Annotated in this window: 18 protein-coding genes and 1 pseudogene; 8 read left to right on the forward strand and 11 right to left on the reverse strand. The window is 68.9% G+C overall.

Annotated elements, in window-relative coordinates:
- Nucleotide 1: 1 nt before the first annotated feature.
- The 6 genes from EV192_RS10495 to EV192_RS10520 are packed head-to-tail and all read right to left on the reverse strand — an operon-like array spanning nucleotide 2 to nucleotide 6,668.
- Complete coding sequence (locus EV192_RS10495; protein WP_132113852.1) at nucleotides 2–352, reverse strand: transposase; 351 nt, start codon at nucleotides 350–352, stop codon at nucleotides 2–4.
- Complete coding sequence (locus EV192_RS10500) at nucleotides 349–1,035, reverse strand: CPBP family intramembrane glutamic endopeptidase (protein WP_132113854.1); 687 nt, start codon at nucleotides 1,033–1,035, stop codon at nucleotides 349–351. Before EV192_RS10500 ends, EV192_RS10495 begins: the two co-directional genes overlap by 4 nt.
- Complete coding sequence (locus EV192_RS10505) at nucleotides 1,032–3,431, reverse strand: MMPL family transporter (protein WP_132113856.1); 2,400 nt, start codon at nucleotides 3,429–3,431, stop codon at nucleotides 1,032–1,034. The genes EV192_RS10500 and EV192_RS10505 overlap by 4 nt, the downstream gene beginning before the upstream one ends.
- Nucleotides 3,428–4,300 (reverse strand): class I SAM-dependent methyltransferase, encoded by an 873-nt coding sequence (locus EV192_RS10510; RefSeq protein WP_132113858.1) that lies wholly within the window; start codon nucleotides 4,298–4,300, stop codon nucleotides 3,428–3,430. Before EV192_RS10510 ends, EV192_RS10505 begins: the two co-directional genes overlap by 4 nt.
- Nucleotides 4,297–5,490: an MFS transporter gene (locus EV192_RS10515; RefSeq protein WP_132113860.1), complete on the reverse strand. Its 1,194-nt coding sequence runs from the start codon at nucleotides 5,488–5,490 to the stop codon at nucleotides 4,297–4,299. The genes EV192_RS10510 and EV192_RS10515 overlap by 4 nt, the downstream gene beginning before the upstream one ends.
- Nucleotides 5,487–6,668, reverse strand: a complete 1,182-nt coding sequence (locus EV192_RS10520; protein WP_132113862.1) for an aminotransferase class I/II-fold pyridoxal phosphate-dependent enzyme — start codon at nucleotides 6,666–6,668, stop codon at nucleotides 5,487–5,489. The genes EV192_RS10515 and EV192_RS10520 overlap by 4 nt, the downstream gene beginning before the upstream one ends.
- 504 nt (nucleotides 6,669–7,172) lie before the next feature.
- On the opposite strand from EV192_RS10520, the gene EV192_RS10525 reads away from it, so the two are divergent.
- Nucleotides 7,173–7,703, forward strand: a complete 531-nt coding sequence (locus EV192_RS10525) for a TetR/AcrR family transcriptional regulator (RefSeq protein WP_207925967.1) — start codon at nucleotides 7,173–7,175, stop codon at nucleotides 7,701–7,703.
- Entirely contained in the window at nucleotides 7,700–8,119 is a 420-nt protein-coding gene (locus EV192_RS10530) for a DUF5360 family protein (protein ID WP_207925968.1), read from the forward strand. The genes EV192_RS10525 and EV192_RS10530 overlap by 4 nt, the downstream gene beginning before the upstream one ends.
- Before the next feature lie 3 nt (nucleotides 8,120–8,122).
- On the opposite strand, the gene EV192_RS10535 is transcribed toward EV192_RS10530, so the two are convergent.
- Entirely contained in the window at nucleotides 8,123–8,680 is a 558-nt protein-coding gene (locus EV192_RS10535) for a DoxX family protein (protein WP_132113864.1), read from the reverse strand.
- A gap of 203 nt (nucleotides 8,681–8,883) precedes the next feature.
- On the opposite strand from EV192_RS10535, the gene ppk2 reads away from it, so the two are divergent.
- The 5 genes and pseudogenes from ppk2 to EV192_RS10560 all read left to right on the forward strand — a co-directional run bounded on the left by ppk2 (nucleotide 8,884) and on the right by EV192_RS10560 (nucleotide 13,446).
- A complete protein-coding gene (gene ppk2, locus EV192_RS10540) occupies nucleotides 8,884–9,699 on the forward strand; it encodes a polyphosphate kinase 2 (protein WP_132113866.1) in 816 nt (271 codons plus the stop codon).
- A gap of 130 nt (nucleotides 9,700–9,829) precedes the next feature.
- The gene (locus tag EV192_RS10545) at nucleotides 9,830–11,572 is read left to right on the forward strand and encodes a GAF domain-containing sensor histidine kinase (RefSeq protein WP_243726762.1); all 1,743 of its coding nucleotides are present in this window, start codon (nucleotides 9,830–9,832) and stop codon (nucleotides 11,570–11,572) included.
- A 209-nt stretch (nucleotides 11,573–11,781) separates the two neighbouring features.
- Nucleotides 11,782–11,997: pseudogene (locus EV192_RS10550) on the forward strand (response regulator transcription factor); the annotation flags it as partial.
- Nucleotides 11,998–12,224: 227 nt separating this feature from the next.
- Nucleotides 12,225–12,650 (forward strand): pyridoxamine 5'-phosphate oxidase family protein, encoded by a 426-nt coding sequence (locus tag EV192_RS10555; protein ID WP_207925969.1) that lies wholly within the window; start codon nucleotides 12,225–12,227, stop codon nucleotides 12,648–12,650.
- 64 nt (nucleotides 12,651–12,714) lie between these two features.
- Entirely contained in the window at nucleotides 12,715–13,446 is a 732-nt protein-coding gene (locus tag EV192_RS10560) for a maleylpyruvate isomerase family mycothiol-dependent enzyme (RefSeq protein WP_132113868.1), read from the forward strand.
- A gap of 4 nt (nucleotides 13,447–13,450) precedes the next feature.
- Here the strand turns inward: EV192_RS10560 and EV192_RS10565 are convergent, their stop codons facing one another.
- The gene (locus EV192_RS10565; protein WP_132113870.1) at nucleotides 13,451–13,891 is read right to left on the reverse strand and encodes a hypothetical protein; all 441 of its coding nucleotides are present in this window, start codon (nucleotides 13,889–13,891) and stop codon (nucleotides 13,451–13,453) included.
- An 82-nt stretch (nucleotides 13,892–13,973) separates the two neighbouring features.
- Between EV192_RS10565 and EV192_RS10570 the strand changes: the two genes are divergently transcribed.
- Entirely contained in the window at nucleotides 13,974–16,019 is a 2,046-nt protein-coding gene (locus EV192_RS10570) for a hypothetical protein (protein WP_132113872.1), read from the forward strand.
- On the opposite strand, the gene EV192_RS10575 is transcribed toward EV192_RS10570, so the two are convergent.
- The 3 genes from EV192_RS10575 to EV192_RS10585 are packed head-to-tail and all read right to left on the reverse strand — an operon-like array spanning nucleotide 16,020 to nucleotide 19,583.
- Entirely contained in the window at nucleotides 16,020–18,194 is a 2,175-nt protein-coding gene (locus tag EV192_RS10575) for a xanthine dehydrogenase family protein molybdopterin-binding subunit (protein ID WP_132113874.1), read from the reverse strand.
- Nucleotides 18,194–19,144 carry an FAD binding domain-containing protein gene (locus tag EV192_RS10580; RefSeq protein ID WP_132113876.1) on the reverse strand — a complete coding sequence of 317 codons (951 nt, stop codon included), beginning with the start codon at nucleotides 19,142–19,144 and terminating at the stop codon, nucleotides 18,194–18,196. Before EV192_RS10580 ends, EV192_RS10575 begins: the two co-directional genes overlap by 1 nt.
- Nucleotides 19,131–19,583 carry a (2Fe-2S)-binding protein gene (locus EV192_RS10585; RefSeq protein ID WP_132113878.1) on the reverse strand — a complete coding sequence of 151 codons (453 nt, stop codon included), beginning with the start codon at nucleotides 19,581–19,583 and terminating at the stop codon, nucleotides 19,131–19,133. The genes EV192_RS10580 and EV192_RS10585 overlap by 14 nt, the downstream gene beginning before the upstream one ends.
- Between the last annotated feature and the right edge of the window lie 109 nt (nucleotides 19,584–19,692).

A 19,692-nucleotide genomic window follows, 5' to 3' on the forward strand; every position in this document is an offset into this window, starting at 1 on the left:
GTCAGTTGCAGGCCCGTTCCTTGGCCGCGTCGACGATGGCTCGCAGCCAAGTGTCCTCACAGGACATTCCGTCGGCGACCGTGTGCTCGATGCGGCTCCAGATGTCCACGGCGGTCCACTCGATGAAACGGCGGTGGGCGGTGGGGGCGCTGACGCCGAACCAGCGTGGGAGTTGGCGCCAGCCGCAGCCGCTGCCCAGCACGTAGACCACGGCCGTGAACACGGCTCGGTCGTCGGTACGTGCCCGGCCGCCACCTTGCGGCCGGGCACGGGTGGACGGCAGCATCGGGCCGACACGCGCCCACAACTGGTCCGGCACGAGCCGTTCGAAAAGCAGCACGTGGCCGTTCATGACCACACGACCCAGGCCACGAGCAGCAGGTTGGCGGTGCCCTGGGCGATCGCGCTGGCCAGCACCGACCCGGTCAGCGCGCGGCAGAAGCCGAGCGCGAGCCCCATGCAGAACACCGACGGCAGGACACCGAGGATCACCCCGCCGTTGGGTGGGTTCAGCCCGTAGTTGCCCAGGTGCACCAACGCCCAGCCGGCGGACGTGAGCACCACGGCCGGGACGACGCCCCAATTCCGCCGCACAGTGGTGAACAGAACGCCGCGATAGCAGATCTCCTCGATCAGGGGGACGAACAGGCCCATCGCGAGCACCATGACGACGCCGGCCAGCGCGGTCGCTCCGCCGACCAGGTCGTGGAACAGCCTGGGGATTCCGGTGGTCCAGTTGGCCGCGCCCGAACCGAACGCGGCCCAGTTGCACGCGACCACGTCCGCGTACACGACGACCACCACGCCGACGCCGAGCACGAGGCGCCAGCCACCGGTCCGGCGTAGCCCGATCTCCTGCCATGCGTCCCGCGGCACTGCGGCGAGAACGCATGGCGTCAATGCTATGGACAGCACGGAAAAGGGGATCTCGAACGCGCCCGCGATCCGTACCGCCGCGAGGATGGCGTACCCGACCAACGCGGTCGCGAGCGGTGCCATCTCATGACGCGTACGGACCCAGCGCAACACCGTCATCGCGCGGCTCTCCGTAACTTCGGCAGCCACCAGTTGTACTTGCCGAACAGCAACAGTGTCGCGGGCACGAACAGCATCCGCACCAGCGTCGCGTCCAACAGAACGGCGGTCGCCAAACCGGTGCCGTACTGCTGCAACATTATCGTGGACGACAACACCATCGTGCCCAGACTGCCGGCCATCACCAGACCCGCCGACGTGATCACCCGGCCGGTGTCGACGACCGCGCGCATGGTCGCCGGGCCGTTGGCCATCCCGCCGCGGACCAGGTCACGGACCCTGGTGACGAGGAAGATCTCGTAGTCCATGCCCAGGCCCATCATCAGGATGATCAGGAAGATCGGCAGGTCGTCGATGACCGGCAGGCCGAACACGTCCCGGAACAGCAGGACCGTCACGCCGATCGCCCACACGTTGCTCATCATGATCGTGCCGATCAGGTGCAACGGGATGACCAGTGAGCGGATCGTCAGCAGCAGCATGAGGAACACGCCCAGCGACACCAGCAGGACCATCTGCCAGAAGCTGGAGTTCAACGCCGACCCGTACTGTTCGTCGACCCTTGTGGCGCCACCGAGTTCGAGGTTGCCGACCGCCTTGCCGGCATCGGACAACACCGTCTCCACCCGCTTGACCGTGTCCGAAGCCGCCGCCGAGTACGGCTCGTCCTTCAGCTTCACCACGATCCGGAGCGTTCCGTTGTCCGCCAGGAAGTCCTTGCGGACGTCCGGCGGGAGGTCGGTCACTTCGGCACGCGGCAACGCCTTGCCGAACGGCCGGGCCACCGTGTCCACTTCGGACACGCCAGGGACGCCGGCGAGCCGGTCGCCGAGGTCGGTCACGGCCTGGTAGCCGCTGTCGGTCAGCTTGGTCCCGTCGGCGGCGCCGGCGGCGATCGGGCCGGCGATCACGGTCGGGAACACCGTGCCGTGGCCCCATTCCTTGGCCACCAGCTCGAAGCCGCGCTTGGAGTCGGTGTCCGGGCTCAGCGCGACCGGGTCGGCGGTCGAGTGGTTGGACGCCACGACGAACCCGAACGGGACCGTCACCAGCAGGAACAGCAGGGTGACCGCGATCTTCCGGCGGCTGGCCACCGCCGAGACCCGCCGCAGGTACCGGCTGAGCAGGCCGGTGCTCTCCATGTCCGCCAACGGTTTACGGCCGAGCAGGAAGAACTTGTCGCCGAACAGCGTGAGCAGCGCCGGGGTCAACGTCAACGCGGCCAGCAGGATGATCGGGATGCCGAGCAGCCCGCCGTACCCCAGCGGCGGAATCCAGTCCACAGGGGACAGTAGGGTGGCGCCGAACGACAGGGCCACCGCACCACCGGCCAGCATCACGCTCTCCCCCGCGTGCGTGGTCGCGTGCACGACAGCCTCACGAACCGACCGCCCGGCAAGCCGTTCCTGTCTGTATCGGGACGACAGCAGCATGCTGTAGTCCACGCCCGCGCCGAGCATCACGAACGTCATGATGGTGACCGTGAACTGGGTGAGCGTGACCGCGTGACCCAGCCCGAACAGCGCCGCCTGGCTGACGTTCATCGCCAGCCCGATCGACACCAACGTGACCACCGCGGGCACGACGGCACGGAAGAACAACAGCAACACCAACAGAATGATGACGTACGCCGCCGTCTCCATCGTGCCGTTGTCCGCGTCGGCCTTCGCGTACGTGTCGTGGATCAGCGCGAGTTCGCCGGTGGCGTGCACCTGTGCCACACCGTCAAGCCCGGCGTCGTGCAGGCTCCGCGCGGCGAGCGCCCGAAGACCGTCGACGTCCGGGTCGTTGCCCGCCTTCTTGCTGAAGCTCACCGACACGAGCGTGGTTCCGCCGCTGGACGAGATGACCGTGGACACCACCTCTGGCGGCACCGGGACTGGGAACTTCGCCCAATCCGTACGCAGAGCGAGGTCGGCGGCGGCCGTGCGAATGCCGTCCGGGCCTTGCAGCTGGGTGAGGTACGCGGTCGCCGCGTCCCGGTAGATCGTGTACGCGGACACGGTCTGGTCGATCTCACCACGTGCGACCCGCTCGCTGAGCCCAGCGTCGACCGCGGCAAGGAACTGCCTGACTCTCGGCTCGCGCACATCGGGCGCGGTCAGCACCAGCAGGGTCTCCCGCTGTGACCGTTGCGGGAAATCCTGTTCCACCAACCGTTCCACGTCCGCGCTGGACGTGCCCGGGACCACTTTGGACGCGCCCTGCTTGGTCAGCACGGACGACAGCTGGAACGCGAACGGCGTGCTGGCCGCGATGACCACCAGCCACGCCACGATGACGAGTTTGTGCCTGCGGACAATGCCTTCGGCGACCCGCTGGAGCACCCGTTGCAGGCCACCGCCCGAACGGCCGGGCTTGGACCGTTCGGGCGCGGGCGACACGAGCTGGGTCATGCGGCCGGCTTCCGGCCCGTCACGACCAGGAACGTGTGCCGCAGCTGCAGCTGGCCGCTCGACGCGACCTGCACCGCGAGCTCGTCCCGCAGCTTCCGCAGCACTTCCTCCTCACGCTGGGAGTCCACCGCGTCCTTGAACCCGGCGGCGGCGCCGGACCGCTGCACCCACTCCAACGCGGCGTCCGGTGTGGTCACCGGGAGGACCTGGCTGCCTTCGCTCTGGTGCGTCACGACCAGGCCGGCCTTCTCGAACCAGCGCGCGACGACCGCCGCGCTCTTCGGCAGCGAGATCCTGATCAAAGACGTGAGCAGGGACGGGTCGTCGGCGAAGACCCGCTCCAGCGGACGGACCAGGTTCTGCAACGCGTCCGCCCGGGTCTCGATGATCAGCACGTGCCCCTCTGGCTTGAGCACCCGGTGGATCTGCCTGAGCAGCTGCGGCGGCTTGCCGTAGCAGATCGCCCACCCGCACACCACCACGTCCGCGCTGGCGGTCGGCTGCCGGCGCAGGAACTCCTCCATGTCACCGGCTTCCAGGGTGACGTCCAACAGGGAGCTGCCGGTGACCTTGGCCCGCGCCACCTCCAGCATGCCCGGCGACTTGTCGACCGCCCTGATCACGCCCCGGCCGGCCAGCCGCTCGCCGATCGCCTCGGTCAGGTGGCCGGTGCCGCACGCGAGCTCGACCACGGTGTTCCCCGGCCTGATGGTGACCTGGTCGAGCGCCGCCACCGAATGCACGCCCATGACTTTGGTGAAGAACGAGTCATAGGTGGGGCTCGCCGCGTTGTAGTCGTGAATCGGGTCCGATGTGGACCGGGTGATCGCGAGCCGTAACGCCCGGACCGCGAGCCTGGTTTTGCTCACCGTGTCATCCCTTTCGCCGACGGCGCCATCGCGCCTGTTTCTCCAGAACCGCCGGTTGTCCCGGCGAGCAGCAGCAGGCCGCCGGCGCACAGCAACGCGCCGGCCACCGCGAGCGTCGCTCCGAGCGACAGCCCGGCACCGGCGCCACCGGCGACCGGTCCGAGCACCATTCCCATGCTGTAACTGATGTTGAAGACCGCGTACACCGTCGCGTACGCGCCGCCGCCATGCCGCTGCGCCACCGTGGCCAGCTCTGGCAAGGCGGGAACGAGAATGAACCCGTAGGCGATCGCGAACACCGTCAACACCGCGCCCGTGCCGACCACCGAGTCCGGGATCAGCAGGCACGGCAGCAGGCCACCGGACGCGACCAGGCCCAACGCGATCAGCCGGACCCGGCGGCACCGATCGGCCAACGCGCCGATGACCGGGCTGGCGGCCCCGTTGGCCAGGGTCGCCACACCGAACACCAGGCCGACCGCGGCCGGACCGGCGCCCTGGTGGTCGGCCAGGTCGAGGGGCAGGATCGGTTCGAGCATGCTCAACGCCGACGCGCCGAGGAACACCGCGATCACCGTCCCGCGCAGCGATCGGTCGGCCAGCAACGTCCGAACTGGCACGCCCTCGGCGTTCGTCGCTGGCGGATCCTTCACCAGCACCATCTGAGTGAGTCCACTGAGGACGGCCACGGCCGCGACGACGAGGAACGGCGTGCGGTAGCCGCCGGCCTGCTCCAGGAAGCCGCCGATCGGCGGGCCGCTGATCAGACCGGCCGACATGCACGCCATCACCACGCCCATGACCTGCCCGAGCCGGCCCTTCTCGGTCACGTCCGCGACCAGTGCGATGCCGGCCGTCCACACCGCTGCCGCGGCCACCCCCTGCAGGAACCTCGCGGTCACCAACAGCGGATACACGTCCGCGAACGCGTACAGCACAGTCGTCGCAGCAAGGCCTACCGACCCGAGCAGCATCGGGATCCGGCGGCCGATCCGGTCGGACATCCGGCCCAGCACCGGAGTGGCGAGCACGAGCCCGACGGCGTACGCGGCGAACAGCAGGCCGATGGCGGTCGACGAGGCTCCCAAGCGGCTGGCGTAACCCGGCAGCACGGGCACGACGACGCTGTACAGCAGGCTGTCCACGAACATCGCCACGCAGACAGCCGCCACGGCGGGTTTCGCGGTCATGCCTGGAGCACGGCCGCCGGGCGGCTGGCGAACTCGGACTCGAACGCCGACAGCACCCGGTCGAGATGGTCGACGGTGTGGGTGGCCATGAAGCTCATCCGCAGCCGGTAGGACGCGGCCGGCGGAACGACCGGGTTCACGTACACACCCTTGCCCAGCAAGCTCTTCCACACGCCGAACGTGTCCAGCAGGTCCTTTGTGGGCACTGGCAGGATCGGCGTGCTGCTGGCACCGACGTCCACACCCATCCGCCGCAGCCCGTCACGGACGTACGTGGCGTTCTCGTGGACGTGATCCACGCGCCACGGCTCCTCTTTCAGAACCCGCAACGCTGCCAGCGCGGCCGCGGTGTTGGCGGGCGACATGCTCGCGCTGAAGATCAAGCTGCGCGCGTGGTGCCTTAGGTAGTGGATGACGTCGGCGTCGCCGATGACCGCGCCGCCGACTGACGCGAGTGACTTGCTGAACGTGACCGTGAGCAGGTCGACCCGGTCGGCCAGGCCGAAGTGCGACTCGGTTCCGCGCCCGTCGGCCAGCACGCCAAGGCCGTGCGCGTCGTCCAGGATGAGTCGCGCGCCGTGCTCGTGGCAGACGCTGAGCAGGTCGGGCAGCGAGCAGATGTCGCCCTCCATCGAGTAGACGCCATCCACCACGACCAACTTGCCGGCGTCCGGCGGGCACGCACGCAGCTGCCGTCGCAACGACTCCGGGTCGTCGTGCCGGAACGTCCGAACCTTGGCGCCGGAGAGCGCCGCCGCGTCGATCGCCGACGCGTGCGCCGCGCGGTCGATCAGGACCACGTCCCCACGCCCGGCCAAGCCGCTCACCGCGCCAAGATTCGCCTGGTAGCCGGTGGAGAACACGAGTGCGTCCTGGCGGCCGCAGAACTCCGCGAGCTCACGCTCCAGCGTCTCGTGCAGCTCCAGGTTGCCGTTGAGGAACCGGGAACCCGTGCAGGACGTGCCGAACTCGTCGATCGCGGCCCGGCTCGCCGCCTTGACCCGCGGATCCGTGGTCAGCCCGAGATAGTTGTTCGAACCGCACATCACCAGGTCCCGGCCCCGGTGCCGGACCTCGGCCCCCTCGTGCCCGTCCAGCACGATGAAGTACGGGTAGAGCCCCGCGGCCATGGCGTCCCTGGCCGCGGTGAAGCTGTGCACCTTCTCGAATATGTCCATTCAAGACCGTCCAATATGGTCAGTTCGGGCATGACGTCGACACCACCGGTGGTGAGTGGTGATTTCCCCCAGAACAAAGATCAAAAGCGGTGGCAGGCATGCCCGGCGACACCGGCGAGCGCTACCGCGTTTCGCTGCTGGCGGACAAATTAGCGGTTCAACCGGCCTTGGTGTTACGTCCGGCCACCAAGGGTGCAATGCGCGGGTTCGGCCGCGGTGTCTCAGTTGGCGACTTTCCCGGCGGAACCGGCATGAATCCGGCCGTCAGGCGCGGTCCAACTGGGGCAGCATTGCCCAAAAGGACGTGACCGTGGTCACATTTACCGAGCGGACAACCCTCTCCGTTAATGCGCGCTGAGCTGCGCGTTTATCGAGTTCCACCGCCGCGGTCGGCCAACTGAGATGTCGTGGTGATCAAGAGCCGGGCGCGGCCGGTGATAGTGCTCGCGGCGAGGGCTGGGGTAGGCTGCCGACGTCCGACCGTCCAGCCGGTTTGGGGACCGTATGCTGCGGGAACGTGTGCTCGACGCCACTGTTCGGCTCATCCTGGCCAAGGGCACGGACGCGGTCCGGCTGGAGGACGTCGCCAGCGAGGCCGGGGTCAGCAAAGGCGGCCTGCTCCACCATTTCCGGAGCAAACAAGCGTTGATCGAAGGTGTTCTCCGCCGGCAGATCGCCATTTTCGAGGCAGTTCTGCCACCATCGAACAGTCCACCCGGATCGTTCACCAAAGCGTGGCTCGACGCAGCCATCCCGCTGACGGAACCGCGGCGCGGCGACCCGTCCGATCAGGTGGCGGTCGCATTGCTCTGCGCGATCAGTGGCGGCTCGGAAACCCTCGACGTGTTACGCGAACACTACGAACAGTGGCAGGAACGATTGGTGACCGACGGTCTGGAACCGGCCACCGCGACACTTGTGCGATTCGCGGTGGACGGCTGGTGGACCAGCCGTATCCTCGGACTCGCGCCGCCGACCGGCGAGCTGTACCAGCGGCTCCGCCAGGACATCGCCGACCTGGTCGAACCGGCATGACCGACATGTCCTGCCTGCCGCGTCTGCCATGCCTGCCGCCATGGCGCCTGGTACGCAAGGCGATGCTCGGCACCGACATCGGCTTTCTCATCTACTGGACGGTGGTGATTGCCGGGATCATCCCACCTTCGCTGGCCTATCAGGACTACCTGAATCCCATTCTCACCGACTGGAACAAGTCGTTCCTCCTGCTCGACGTCCTCGCCAGCCTGACCGGCCTGATCGGCGTCCGCACCCGGCGCCGGGTGCTGGTGGTCGTCTCACTCGTCCTCACCAGCACAGCCGGGCTGCAGGCGGTCAGCTTCTGGTTGCTGCGCGGCGACTTCACCTTGATGTGGTGGCTGCCCAACCTGTGGCTGCTGCTGTTCCCGTTGCCCGCCATCGTCGTCGCCGCCCGGCACCCGTCGCTGCGGTGACGCTCAGGCACGGATCAGGAGGAACACTCCGCCCACCACCAGTGCCAGCACGATCGCCGCCACGCCGTAGATCACCCGGTGCGACCGGAGCACCGGGATGAACCGGTCGAGTGCGTACCGGCCCGGCCCGGTGAGCGCGAGGCTCGCCGCGGCGATCACCAGCAGCAGTTCGAGTTCGATACCGTCCGGCGCGAAATAGCCACCGCCCTTGACGGTGAGCGCGTTGATCATCTCGCCGACGACCGCCGCCGCCGCGAGCGGGGTGAGCAGGCCGAGTGCGATGCCCAGTCCGCCCATCGTCTCGGACAGGCCGGCCACCACCGCCATCGTCTTGCCGGCCGGGTAGCCGGACATCACGAAGTACTCCCCGGTGCCGTCCAGGCCGGCGCCGCCGAAGAAGCCGAACAGCTTCTGCGAGCCGTGGGCGGCCATGCCCAGCCCGACCACGAGGCGCAGCAGGAGCAGACCACTGTTGTAGGCACCCGCGGTGGCCGCGTAACCAGGCACAACACGGGCAGGTGCCGCGGGAACGGAGTTCTCCAGCGAACGGGTAGAAGACATCGAAGAGTCCTTCCTGGTGAAGCTCGAACGAGTCGCGGTCCCTTCTGGTCTGCTGTGGGCAGTTTCGGCTTCGACGGTCCGCAATGGAACCGCTCGTGCGGTGGGGGACAACAACGGTGCGCTCCCGGCCAACCCGCTCGGGCATGCCACCCGGTTCATCTGGCCTTACCGTGGTCGGGTAGCCAGAACGGGCAAAGGAGGCCATGGTGGGCGACAGGGACAAGAAGAAGCGGCTGCCCCGCGCGGTCTACGAGCAGGAGTTGTTCCGGCTGCAGGCCGAGTTGGTGAAGATGCAGGAATGGGTACGGGCCGAAGGCGCGCGCGTAGTGGTCATCTTCGAGGGGCGGGACGCCGCGGGCAAGGGCAGTACCATCAAACGGGTAACCCAGTACCTCAACCCACGGATCGCTCGGATCGCCGCGTTGCCCACGCCGACCGAACGGCAACGGACCCAGTGGTACTTCCAACGGTACATCGAACACCTGCCCGCGGCCGGCGAGATCGTCTTGTTCGACCGCAGCTGGTACAACCGCGCCGGGGTGGAGCGGGTGATGGGTTTCTGCACGCCCGACGAGTATCGCCGGTTCCTGCAGCAGTGTCCCATCTTCGAACGACTGCTGGTGGAGGACGGCATCCTGCTGCGCAAGTACTGGTTCTCGGTGAGCGACAGCGAGCAGCAGAGCCGGTTCGAGTCCCGGCTGAACGACCCGATGCGGCAGTGGAAGCTCTCCCCCATGGATCTTGAGTCGATCACCCGATGGGAGGACTACTCCAGGGCCAAGGACGAGATGCTCGTGCACACCGACATCCCCGAGTCACGCTGGTACGTGGTCGAAAGCGACGACAAGCGCACGGCCCGGCTGAACATGATCTCGCACCTGTTGTCCACCGTCCCGTACCACGAGGTGAAACGCCCCCTGCTGAAGCTGCCGCACCGGCCGGCGTCGAGCGGGTACGTCCGGCCGCCCCGGGCCCAGCAGACCTACGTCCCCGACCACGCCGCGTCCCTCGGCGAGTGACCCGGTCCGGCGTCTGATGTGGATCGGGGCTGGTTCGGCGCCTTGCGTTCATCTTGGCCTGGGTCGCCTTCAGTCGCGAGCGCCACTAGCCTTGACGGCCGGGAACCGACCCCGACCTGAGTGAGGCACGGTGAACGAACAGTCCGGTGACCGGATGATTCCCGACCTCAGTCAGCTTCGCCTGGACGCGTTGTTGCGTGAGCTGTTGGATCGGGCTGCCGAGGTGTTGGAGTCCCAGGACCGGATCCACCGGTTGCTGGACGCGGTGGTGTCCGTCGCGAGTGACCTGTCGTTGCCGGACGTGTTGCGGCGGATCGTGCAGTCGTCGATCGACCTGGTCGGCGCCCGCTACGCCGCGATGGGCGTGCTCGCCCCGGAAGGCACCAGCCTGCAGGAGTTCATCTACATCGGCATCGACGACCAGCAGCGAGACCTGATCGGCGATCTCCCGCACGGCAAGGGCATCCTGGGGCTGCTGATCAAGCACCCCGAGCCGATCCGCATGCCCGACCTGCACGAACACCGGCAGTCGTACGGGTTCCCGCCGAACCACCCGCCGATGAAGTCGTTCCTCGGTGTCCCGGTCCGGGTCCGTGGTGAGGTGTTCGGCAACCTCTACCTGACTGAGAAGAAGAGCGGCAGCGAGTTCACCGACGAGGATCAGACCGTGGTCGTCGCGTTGGCCGCGGCAGCCGGTATCGCGATCGAGAACGCGCGGCTGTTCGAGCAGACCCGTCAGCGCGAGGCGTGGTCGCGCGCGTCGAACGAGCTGACGGGGGCACTGCTGGCCGACCAGACGGCCGCAGGCGCGTTACGACTGGTCGCGCGGCGGGCCGCACAGGTGTCCGGGGCGCCGCTCGTCGCCGTCGCCCTGCCGGACGAGCTGGGCGAACAGCTGGTGTTCGACGTGGTCGACGGCGCGACCGCCACCGAGTTGGCCGACCACCAGGTGCCGATGACGGGCAGCGTCCTCGGCGAGGTGTACCGCAGTGCCGAACCCCGCGTGATCGACGACGGGTGGGGCTCGTCCGAACGGTCACCGCTCGGCTGGGCCGGCGAGGCACCGGTCGCGTTCAAACAACTGGGGTCGACCGTCCTGGCGCCATTGGCAGCCGGCCAACAAGTGCTGGGTGTGCTGGTGGTCACCAAGGCGGCCGGGCAGATCCCGTTCCTCGAACCCGACCTGCGGATGGTGACCACCTTCGCCAGCCACGCCGCACTGGCCATCGAATTCGCGCGGGCCCAAGAGGACCGGCAACGGCTCGCGGTGTTCGAGGACCGCGACCGGATCGCCCGCGACCTGCACGACCAGGTCATCCAGCGACTGTTCGCGATCGGGCTTGGCCTGCAAGGACTGACCCGACTGGTGGTCAAACCAGAGGTCGGCACCCGAGTAGCCGGCTTCGTCGAAGACCTCGACCAGACCATCCGCGAGATCCGGCGCAGCATCTTCTCCCTACAGGAGGCCCCAGGCGGGCCAGTCAGCCTGCGGGGCGAACTGCTGCGGGTGATCCAGGAAGGCGCCGGCGCGCTCGGGTTCGAACCCACAGTCAGCATGGACGGCCCATTGGACAGCCTGGTCCCCGACGACATCCGACCCGACGTACTGGCAACGCTCCGCGAGACGCTGTCGAATGCCGCACGGCACGCCGAGGCAAGCGCGGTCACCATCGCCATCACCGTCGACCGGGACGGGACCGGACTGCGGCTGTCGGTCCGCGACGACGGCAAAGGCATGCCCAGCCAGCCGGAACGCAACAGCGGGCTGGCCAACATCGCCGACCGGGCGACCCACTTGCACGGCACGTGCGCCATCGACAGCGCACCCCACGGCGGGACCACCGTCACGTGGTCGGTCCCGCTGCCGAAATAGCCCGATTCAGTGGCGACCGGCCTGGGTCACTGGGGCCGATAGTCCCTAACGGCGGCACGCGGCGCAGGACACGATGTCAGGCACGGTCTGCACGGGGCCGGATTCCCGGACGAGCGCGGGCTCAGTGCGCTCGTCCGGGTCGGCGAAACGTCCGCAATGGACAGTGCGAACCGGGGTAACGTGCTGGCTGCCGACCGCGAGGAGTGACCATGGCCATCTCCGTGTTCCTGCTCGACGACCACGAGGTGGTCCGCCGTGGGCTGCGCCAGCTCCTGGCGGACGAGCCGGACATCGAGGTGACCGGCGAGGCCGGCACCGCCGCGCAGGCCCTGGCCCGGATCCCGGCGCTGCGCCCGGACGTGGCCATCCTCGACGTCCGCCTGCCCGACGGCGAAGGCACCGCCACCGTCCTCAACCGGCTGCGCGGCGGCGACCACGAAGACCCCCGCTACGCCACCCGCAGACGCGACGAACAACGCTGACGGGTCTCAGTTCCACCGCCGGGTAGCCGTTTCCCGCACCCATTTCGTGGCTGACTTCGCCTGGTCGACGGGCGCCCGGGAGCGTCCGGGACTTTGGACCCTATCCGCTCCGACCGAGCCGCCGCACAGTGGAAACCACACCGGGAGACACGAGACCAAAGGGGGCCGAGGTGGACGCCGCGGGACTGGAGATCCTCAGTGCCGAGGAATGCCTCCGGCTGTTGGACGAGGTCGCGGTCGGCCGGATCGTGTACACCGACCGGGCGCTGCCGGCGATCCAGCCGGTGAACTTCATTGTGGACGGACCGTCGGTGGTGATCCGGACCGCGTCCCGCAGCCGGCTTGCCATCGCCGCGACCGGGGCCGTGGTCGCGTTCGAAGTGGACGAGTTCAGCGACGAGTGGGTCCGCTGTGGATGGAGTGTGGTCGCTGTGGGCATGGCCGCCCAGGTGACCGACGAGCGGGAGTTGGCCGCCGTGCGGCGCCGGGGCTTGGAGCCGTGGGCGCCGGGCGCGCGGGAGTACTACCTGCGCGTCGACATAGCGATCATCTCCGGGCGCAGACTCAAGGCGCGACAACGCGTCTGCGGCCGTTAACGATCGTTCACGGTCGGGCAACCAGGAAGAAACCGGTTCCCGATGCCGGCGATACCGTGGCTGGATGAAGGTCTTCGACATGATCGTGGACGAACGGCGTCGGGTCGCGGATGTGTTGGCTGACCTCACCGCCGAGCAGTTCCAGCGGCGGAGTCTGTGTGCCAAGTGGACTGTGCACGACGTCGCCGCCCACCTGATCACGTACTTACGGTTCGGGCAGGCCAAGCTGTACATCGGCATCGTGGCAACCGCGGCGGACTTCGACCGGATCAACGTGTGGCTGACCCGCCGGGAAGCCCGCCGCCCCAGCCAGGAGATCGTCGAGGTGCTGCGCCGGCGGGCCAGGTCGGGGGTCACCATTCCGCGGTCCGGCTTCGACCCGGTACTCGCCGATCTCCTGCTGCACGACCTGGACATCCGGGTGCCGCTGGGCATTCCCCGCGCGACCCCGGAAGAACGGCTGTGGGTGGCCTTCCACCATCTCACCGCCCGGCCGTCACCCGGCTTCACCATGGGGTCCAGGCTCACCGGCCTGCGCGTGACGGCCACCGACACCGGCTGGACACACGGCGACGGTGCGCCGGTGCGCGGCCGGGCCGAGGCTCTGCTGCTCGCGATCGGTGGCCGCGCTGTGGCCTTCGACGAACTGGCCGGCGACGGCGTGCCGCTGCTGCGTGCGCGGGTGACCACGCCGCCGCCCAAAGCCGGCCCGCTCAGGCGGTTGACGGTCCCACTCGGTGTCCTGCTCAACCCGGCCCCGCCTGAGCGCCGGTCACGCGAGGCGACTCCGGCCTGAACGACTACGCGGCAGTGAGGGAATCCCGCAACGCCACGAAACTGTCGTACTCCGCCTTTTGGTCTACCGGCAACTGGTACGCGACGGCCATCAGTTTCGGCACTGACGGGATCACCGTGAGCCGGAACGTCTGGCCGTCGGTGGTCTTGACCACGAACCGGCCCTGGAGGTCGCGTTTCTTCACCACCGCCCGGTTGGCGTCGGTGATGGTGAACGGGGTGCCCGCGGTCACCGTGCCGTTGTTCTCATCGATTGGGACGATGGTCAGGTCGGTCCGGCCGGACTGGAAGCCGATGACGAAGTTGCTGATCGTCGTTCGGCGGAACACAATGTAGTTCTTCTGCCTGATTTCGGTGGCGTACACCTTGGTGTAGCTTGCGCCGTTCGCGACCACCGAATCGAAGGCGGCGTGGATCCTCGCCTTCAGTTCTTCCTTGTTCGCCACTGCGCTGCTCCTCTCGGTCTGCCCGCAATGTGAGCGAGAACCTACTAGGGTGCTGATCAACTGGATGACGATGGGGCGGACTATGACCGACTGGGGCTCGCTGTCCCATGCCTATGGCGACGCGTCCGACGTACCGGAACTGTTGGCGCGGTTGCGTTCCGGGAACGCCGACGAAGCCGGTCAGGAACTGTGGGCTTCGGTGCTGCACCAGGGCACCTTGTACGACGCGACGCCGCCGGCGATCGTCGAGATCTGTCGCGTTCTGGCGGGGCGGGCCGCTGCCCGGGCCGAGGTCGCGGGCTGGTTGCTGGCCCAGGCAGTCGAGAGTGCCACCGCCTGCCCTGCCGAGGATCCGCTGGCGCTGGCCGTGCTGGCGGCCGCCGAACCGGCCTGGACATGGGCCACCAAAGCGATCACGCGCTCGAAGCAGGCCGCGGTCGCGGCGAACGTGCTGCGGGCGTACCGGCATCGTGCGTCGGAGGCATTGCCGCTCCTCACCGCGGCTGCCGCGCGCTGGCCGAACCGGCCCGAGTTCCTGGTCGCCATCCACGTTCTCGATCCGGACTCCCCGGTGCTGGCACAGCGGTTGGCGGCCGACGACGAGCAGCAGGCGGCGGTCGCCGCGGTGCTGTTGATCAACGCCTTGGGCGGCCCACCGGACAGTCCACTCGGCGAGAAGTTGATCAGCGCGTCCACTCGGGTCCTGGCCAACGGACCGGTGACCGAGCACCTGCCGGACACCCCGGTGAAGTTGATCATGACCGGGATCACCGGCGTCGACCCCCAGTTCACCGAGCCGGAGTTCGCCCACCCACCGACCGCGCCGGAGCCGGCCGCTCGCCTGGTCGGCGCGTTGTTGGACAGCCGGCACCAGCCGACCGCGACTGAAGCCTACGTCGCGCTCAACGACCGCAACCTGGCCCGCAGTCGCGGCGTCGCGGACTGGGCCACCGGGTTGATCGTGGAGCGGATGGACTGGCCTGGCCCGGCGGCGGACGCGATGATGCTGGCCGCGTTCGGGCTCGGGCCGAGGCTGGCCCCGGCCGTTGACCGGATCGCCGCGGTCGACTGGCCGGACGGCAGCATGGCCGGCGGCGCGGCCATGGCCCTGCTGGCCCGCCTGGATCCGGCCCGTGTCGAACAGGTGCCCGACTGGCTGGACCGCGGCTGGGGGCACCCCGACCTGGCCGCGCACACCCAAACACCGCTGAACGACCGGGTGATGACAGCCATCGCCGGCCGGTTGCGGCAGCTCGGTGTGCCGACCTCCGGCCCGGCCACCTCGTCCCGCCCGTGGCACGTCCGCTCGCTCACCGGGACGACGGAAGCATTGCGGAACAACGAGTTCATCGCCTGGCAGGGCGCACTGGCGCGCGGCGGCCGGGCCGCCAACCAGCAGCTGGCCGAGCTACGGTCCGGCTGGCCGGACGACACGGTGGGCCTCGGCCCGACCCGCCGGGCCGACCATCTGCTGGGGCTCGGCGACGAGGACAGCGCACGGGCGTGGCTGATCGACCAGGTGAGCCGGCCCGACCACCGGCTGGACATGGACTGGCTGTGGGCGCGGCCGGCCGATCCGGCGGTCGTCGAAGCTGGCGTCGCGACGCTGTCCACGCTCGATCCCAGTGCCTACTTCCCCAGTGCGGCGATAGCCCTGGCCGGCTGGCTAGCCGCCAACTCCGACTGGGATCCGGCGGCGTTGTTCGCCGCGCGGGCCGGTGAACCGTGGCCGGCGATCGAAATGCTGGGGCTGCGCCGGTACAGCGACCGGTTCACGGCAGACGTCGAAAGCTGGATCGCGCCTGCCGTGCCGACGGTGATCACCGCGTTGGACACTCCCGGACAGTGCCTGGCCGCCGCTCCCCTGCTGCGCCCCGACGAACTGACCGACGGACAAGCCGAAGTGCGGCGCGAACTCCTGGTGCGGTGCGCGACCCGGCTGCCCGACCGGTCGGCTGAAGCCGTGGCGGTGCTGGCAGCCGAACCGGCCACGCTCAATGAGGTCGCCGGCCGGCTCCGGGACTGGCTGGCGGGCGACTCCTTGTTCAGCTCCTTGTCGATCGGGCAGTCCGCCGGTTTCACCGACCAGGAGGTGCGCGACCGCCTACTCCCCCTGGTCGGTTCCTGACTAGTGGCCCAGCAGGTCCTCGATCGTGATGGGAATGTGGCGCACTCGGATACCGGTGGCGTTGTGGATGGCGTTCGCGATCGCGGCGGCCACGCCCACGACGCCGATCTCGCCGAGTCCTTTGGCTCCGACGGGATTGTGCAGGGTGTCCGGGTACTCCACGAAGTGCACGTCGATGTCCGGGATGTCGGCGTTGACCGGGACGAGGTAGCTCGCCAGGTCGCCGTTGGCGAACCGGCCGTTCGCCTCCAACTCCAGGCCTTCGTGCAGCGCCGCGGAGACGCCCCAGATCATCCCGCCGACGATCTGGCTGCGGGCGGTCTTGTCGTTGATGATCCGGCCGGCGTCGTAGACGCCGAGCATGCGGGACACCCGCGCCTCACGGGTCCACTTGTGCACGCGGACCTCGCAGAACTGGGCGCCCCATGAGCTGAACGAGTGCTTGGTCAACTCCTCGCCCGGGGCCGACGAGCCGGTGGCCGAGATCGACGGACGGTTCACCGCCCGAAGCACCTCGCCGAAGGTCATCGAACCGCCGTCCGCGAACAAGCGTCCGTCCGCGTACGAAACCTCCTTGCCCGCGAACGGCGATCCCGGCGAGGACGCCAACGCCAGCAGTTCGTCGATGATCTGGGCCGCGGTGGCCATGATCGCCGTGCCCGCGCTCGCGGTCGCGCTCGACCCGCCGGACAAACCCCCTGGGGGTAGCTCCGAGTCGCCAAGCAAGGGGGTGACCCGCTCCGGCGGGATGTCCAACGATTCCGCGCCGACCAAGGAAAGTACGGTCAGCAGGCCGGTTCCGGGGTCCGCGCCGCCGGTGCCGACCACAGCCGTGTCGTCGTCCCGCAAGGTGATCCGGACCGCCGCCGGGAACCTGATCGCGGGGAACATCGCGGTGGCCATCCCGAGGCCCACCTGCCAGTCGCCGTCCGTGCGGCCGTTCGGCGAACGGTCCGCCCAGCCGAAGCGGGCCGCGCCGATCCGGTAGCAGTCGTCGAGATGCTTGCTCGACCACAGCAGGTCCTTGCCCGGCGGCGCGGTCGAGTTGTTCCGCAGCCGCAGCTCGATCGGATCCATGGCCAGCTTGGCCGCCAGCTCGTCCATCGCGCTCTCCAGCGCGAACGACCCGGGCGCTTCGCCCGGCGCCCGCATGAACGTGGTCCGCGGGATGTTCAGCGGCACGATCTTCTGGCTGATGGCCAGGTTCTCGGTCGCGTACCACTCCCTGGACGTGCCGTGCGAGGTCGGTTCGACGAACGACCGGTCCATCGCCGTGCTGCACCACGAGTCGTGCCGCACCGCGACGAGTGAGCCGCCGGTGGTCGAGCCGAGAGTGATCTTCTGCACGGTCGCGGCGCGGTTCGCGGTCGTGGTGAAGATCTGCTCCCGGGTCAGTACGACCTTCACCGGCTTGCCGAGCACCCTGGCCGCGGCCGCCGCCAGGAAGGCCGCGACGGACGTGCGGCCCTTGCCGCCGAACGCCCCACCCACGAACGGGTTGATCGTGTGCACCGCCGACGATTCGATCTCCAGCGAAGCGGTCAGCTCCGCCACCTGCAGGCTGGCGCCCTGGTTCCCGCTGTACATCGTCAGGCCGTCGGCGTCCCACACCGCGACCGCCGAATGCGGCTCCATGGCGGCGTGGTTCTGCGGGGCGGTGGAGTACGTCGCCTCGACCACCACCGGGCTCGCCGCCAGAGCGTCCTCAATGGACGCCACGCCGTCGGCGAGGACGGCGAAGGTCGCGGGCGTCCCGTCCCTGGCCGCCGGCGCGTCCTCGGCCTCCGCCAGGCCGTCCGCCAGTGACGTCCGGACCGGGCGCCGGGCATACGTGACCTCGACGGTCATCGCCGCGTCCCTGGCCTGCTCGTACGTCTCCGCCACGACCAGGCCGATCGCCTGGCCGTAGTACGTGACTTCCTTGTCCTGTAAGGGAACCCACGTCTCGCCGAGCAGGGGCGTACTCGCCGTCCGCAGGACGAGCGGGTCGAACGGCGAGTAGACGCCGACGACTCCCGGGGCACTCTTGGCGGCCGTGGTGTCCATCGCCAGGATCTCGCCGTGGGCGACCGTGCCGACCACGACGTAGCCGTGCACCAGGCCGGGAAAGTTGTTGTCCGCCCCGTACTTGGCCCGGCCGGTGACCTTCAGTGGGCCGTCCACCCGGCTGGCCATCAACGACTCCCCTCGATCAGCGCGCGGACCACCGTCCGCTTGAGCAACGACACCTTGAAACTGTTGCCGGACAACGGCTTGGCCCCGTCGGCCGCCACGGCGGCGGCATCCTCGAAGGCCTCGACGGTCGCAGGCCCGCCACGCAGGGCGTCCTCGATCGCGGTCAGCCGCCACGGCCTGGTCGCCACGCCACCGACAGCCACCCGGGCGTCGACGACCCGCGAGTCCTGGATGTCCAACGCGACCGCGGCCGAACAGAGCGCGAACTCGTAGGACTGCCTGTCCCGCACCTTCACGTAGGTCGAGCGCCGGGCCCAGTCCAGCCGCGGCACCACGACCTCGGTGATCAACTCGCCCGGCCGCAGGTCGTTCTCCACGTCCGGGGTGTCCCCCGGCAGCCGGTAGAAGTCGGCCAGCCGAACGGTCCGCTGCCCCGAGGCGCTGACCAGCCGGATCTCGGCGTCCAGCGCGACGAGGGCGACCGCGACGTCACTGGCGTGGGTCGCCACGCACGAGTCGCTCGTGCCCAGCACGGCGTGCATCCGGTTGGCACCACTGACAGCCGGGCAGCCACTGCCGGGCGCCCGCTTGTTGCACGGCATGTTCACGTCACGGAAGTAGCCGCACCGAGTGCGCTGCAACAGGTTGCCGCCGATGCTGGCCATGTTCCGCAACTGCTGGGACGCGCTCTGCAGCAGTGCCCGGGAGATGGCGGGGTACACGCCGGGGTGCTGGGCGATGTCGCTCATCCGCTCCAGCGCGCCGATCCGCAGCCCGTCGCCGGTGTCGATGCCACGCAACGGTAAGTCGTTGATGTCCAACACATGTCGCGGCGTCATGACGTTCAGCTTCATCAGGTCGACCAGGGTGGTCCCGCCGGCGAGGAACGTCCCCGGCTGGCCGAGGGCGGCCTCGACGGTGGCGGGCGCGGTCAGGTCAAACGGTCGCATCGGCCCGCCTCACCTGTTGCACCGCGGCGACGATGTTCGGGTACGCGGAGCAGCGGCAGATGTTGCCGGACATGAACTCCCGGACATCGTCGACGCCCTGCTCGACGGCGGCCACCGCGGACATGATCTGGCCGGACGTGCAGAAGCCGCACTGCAGCGCGTCCCGGTCGACGAACGCCTGTTGGACCGGGTGCAGCCGGTCCCCGTCGGCGAGGCCGTCCACCGTCGTCACCGGCCGTTTCACGGTGGCGGCCAGGGTCAGGCACGACAGCACGGGCCGGCCGTCGACGTGCACGGTGCAGGCGCCGCACTGGCCGCGGTCGCAGCCCTTCTTCGGACCGGTGATGTCGAGGCGTTCCCGCAGGCAGTCCAGCAACGTCACGCCGGGCTCGACACTCACGTGTTCGGTCCGGCCGTTGACTTCAAGGGAGATGTCCACTGGTCTCTTCCCTGTTGACCACTTTGGACGTCCAGGTCGGACGTCGTGAGGGGGATGTGGGGGGTGATCATCGGACCCCGGCACTAACCGGAGTCGCTTCCGCTTCAGA

Source organism: Actinocrispum wychmicini (genome assembly GCF_004345645.1).
In the GTDB taxonomy this organism is placed as follows: domain Bacteria; phylum Actinomycetota; class Actinomycetes; order Mycobacteriales; family Pseudonocardiaceae; genus Kibdelosporangium; species Kibdelosporangium wychmicini.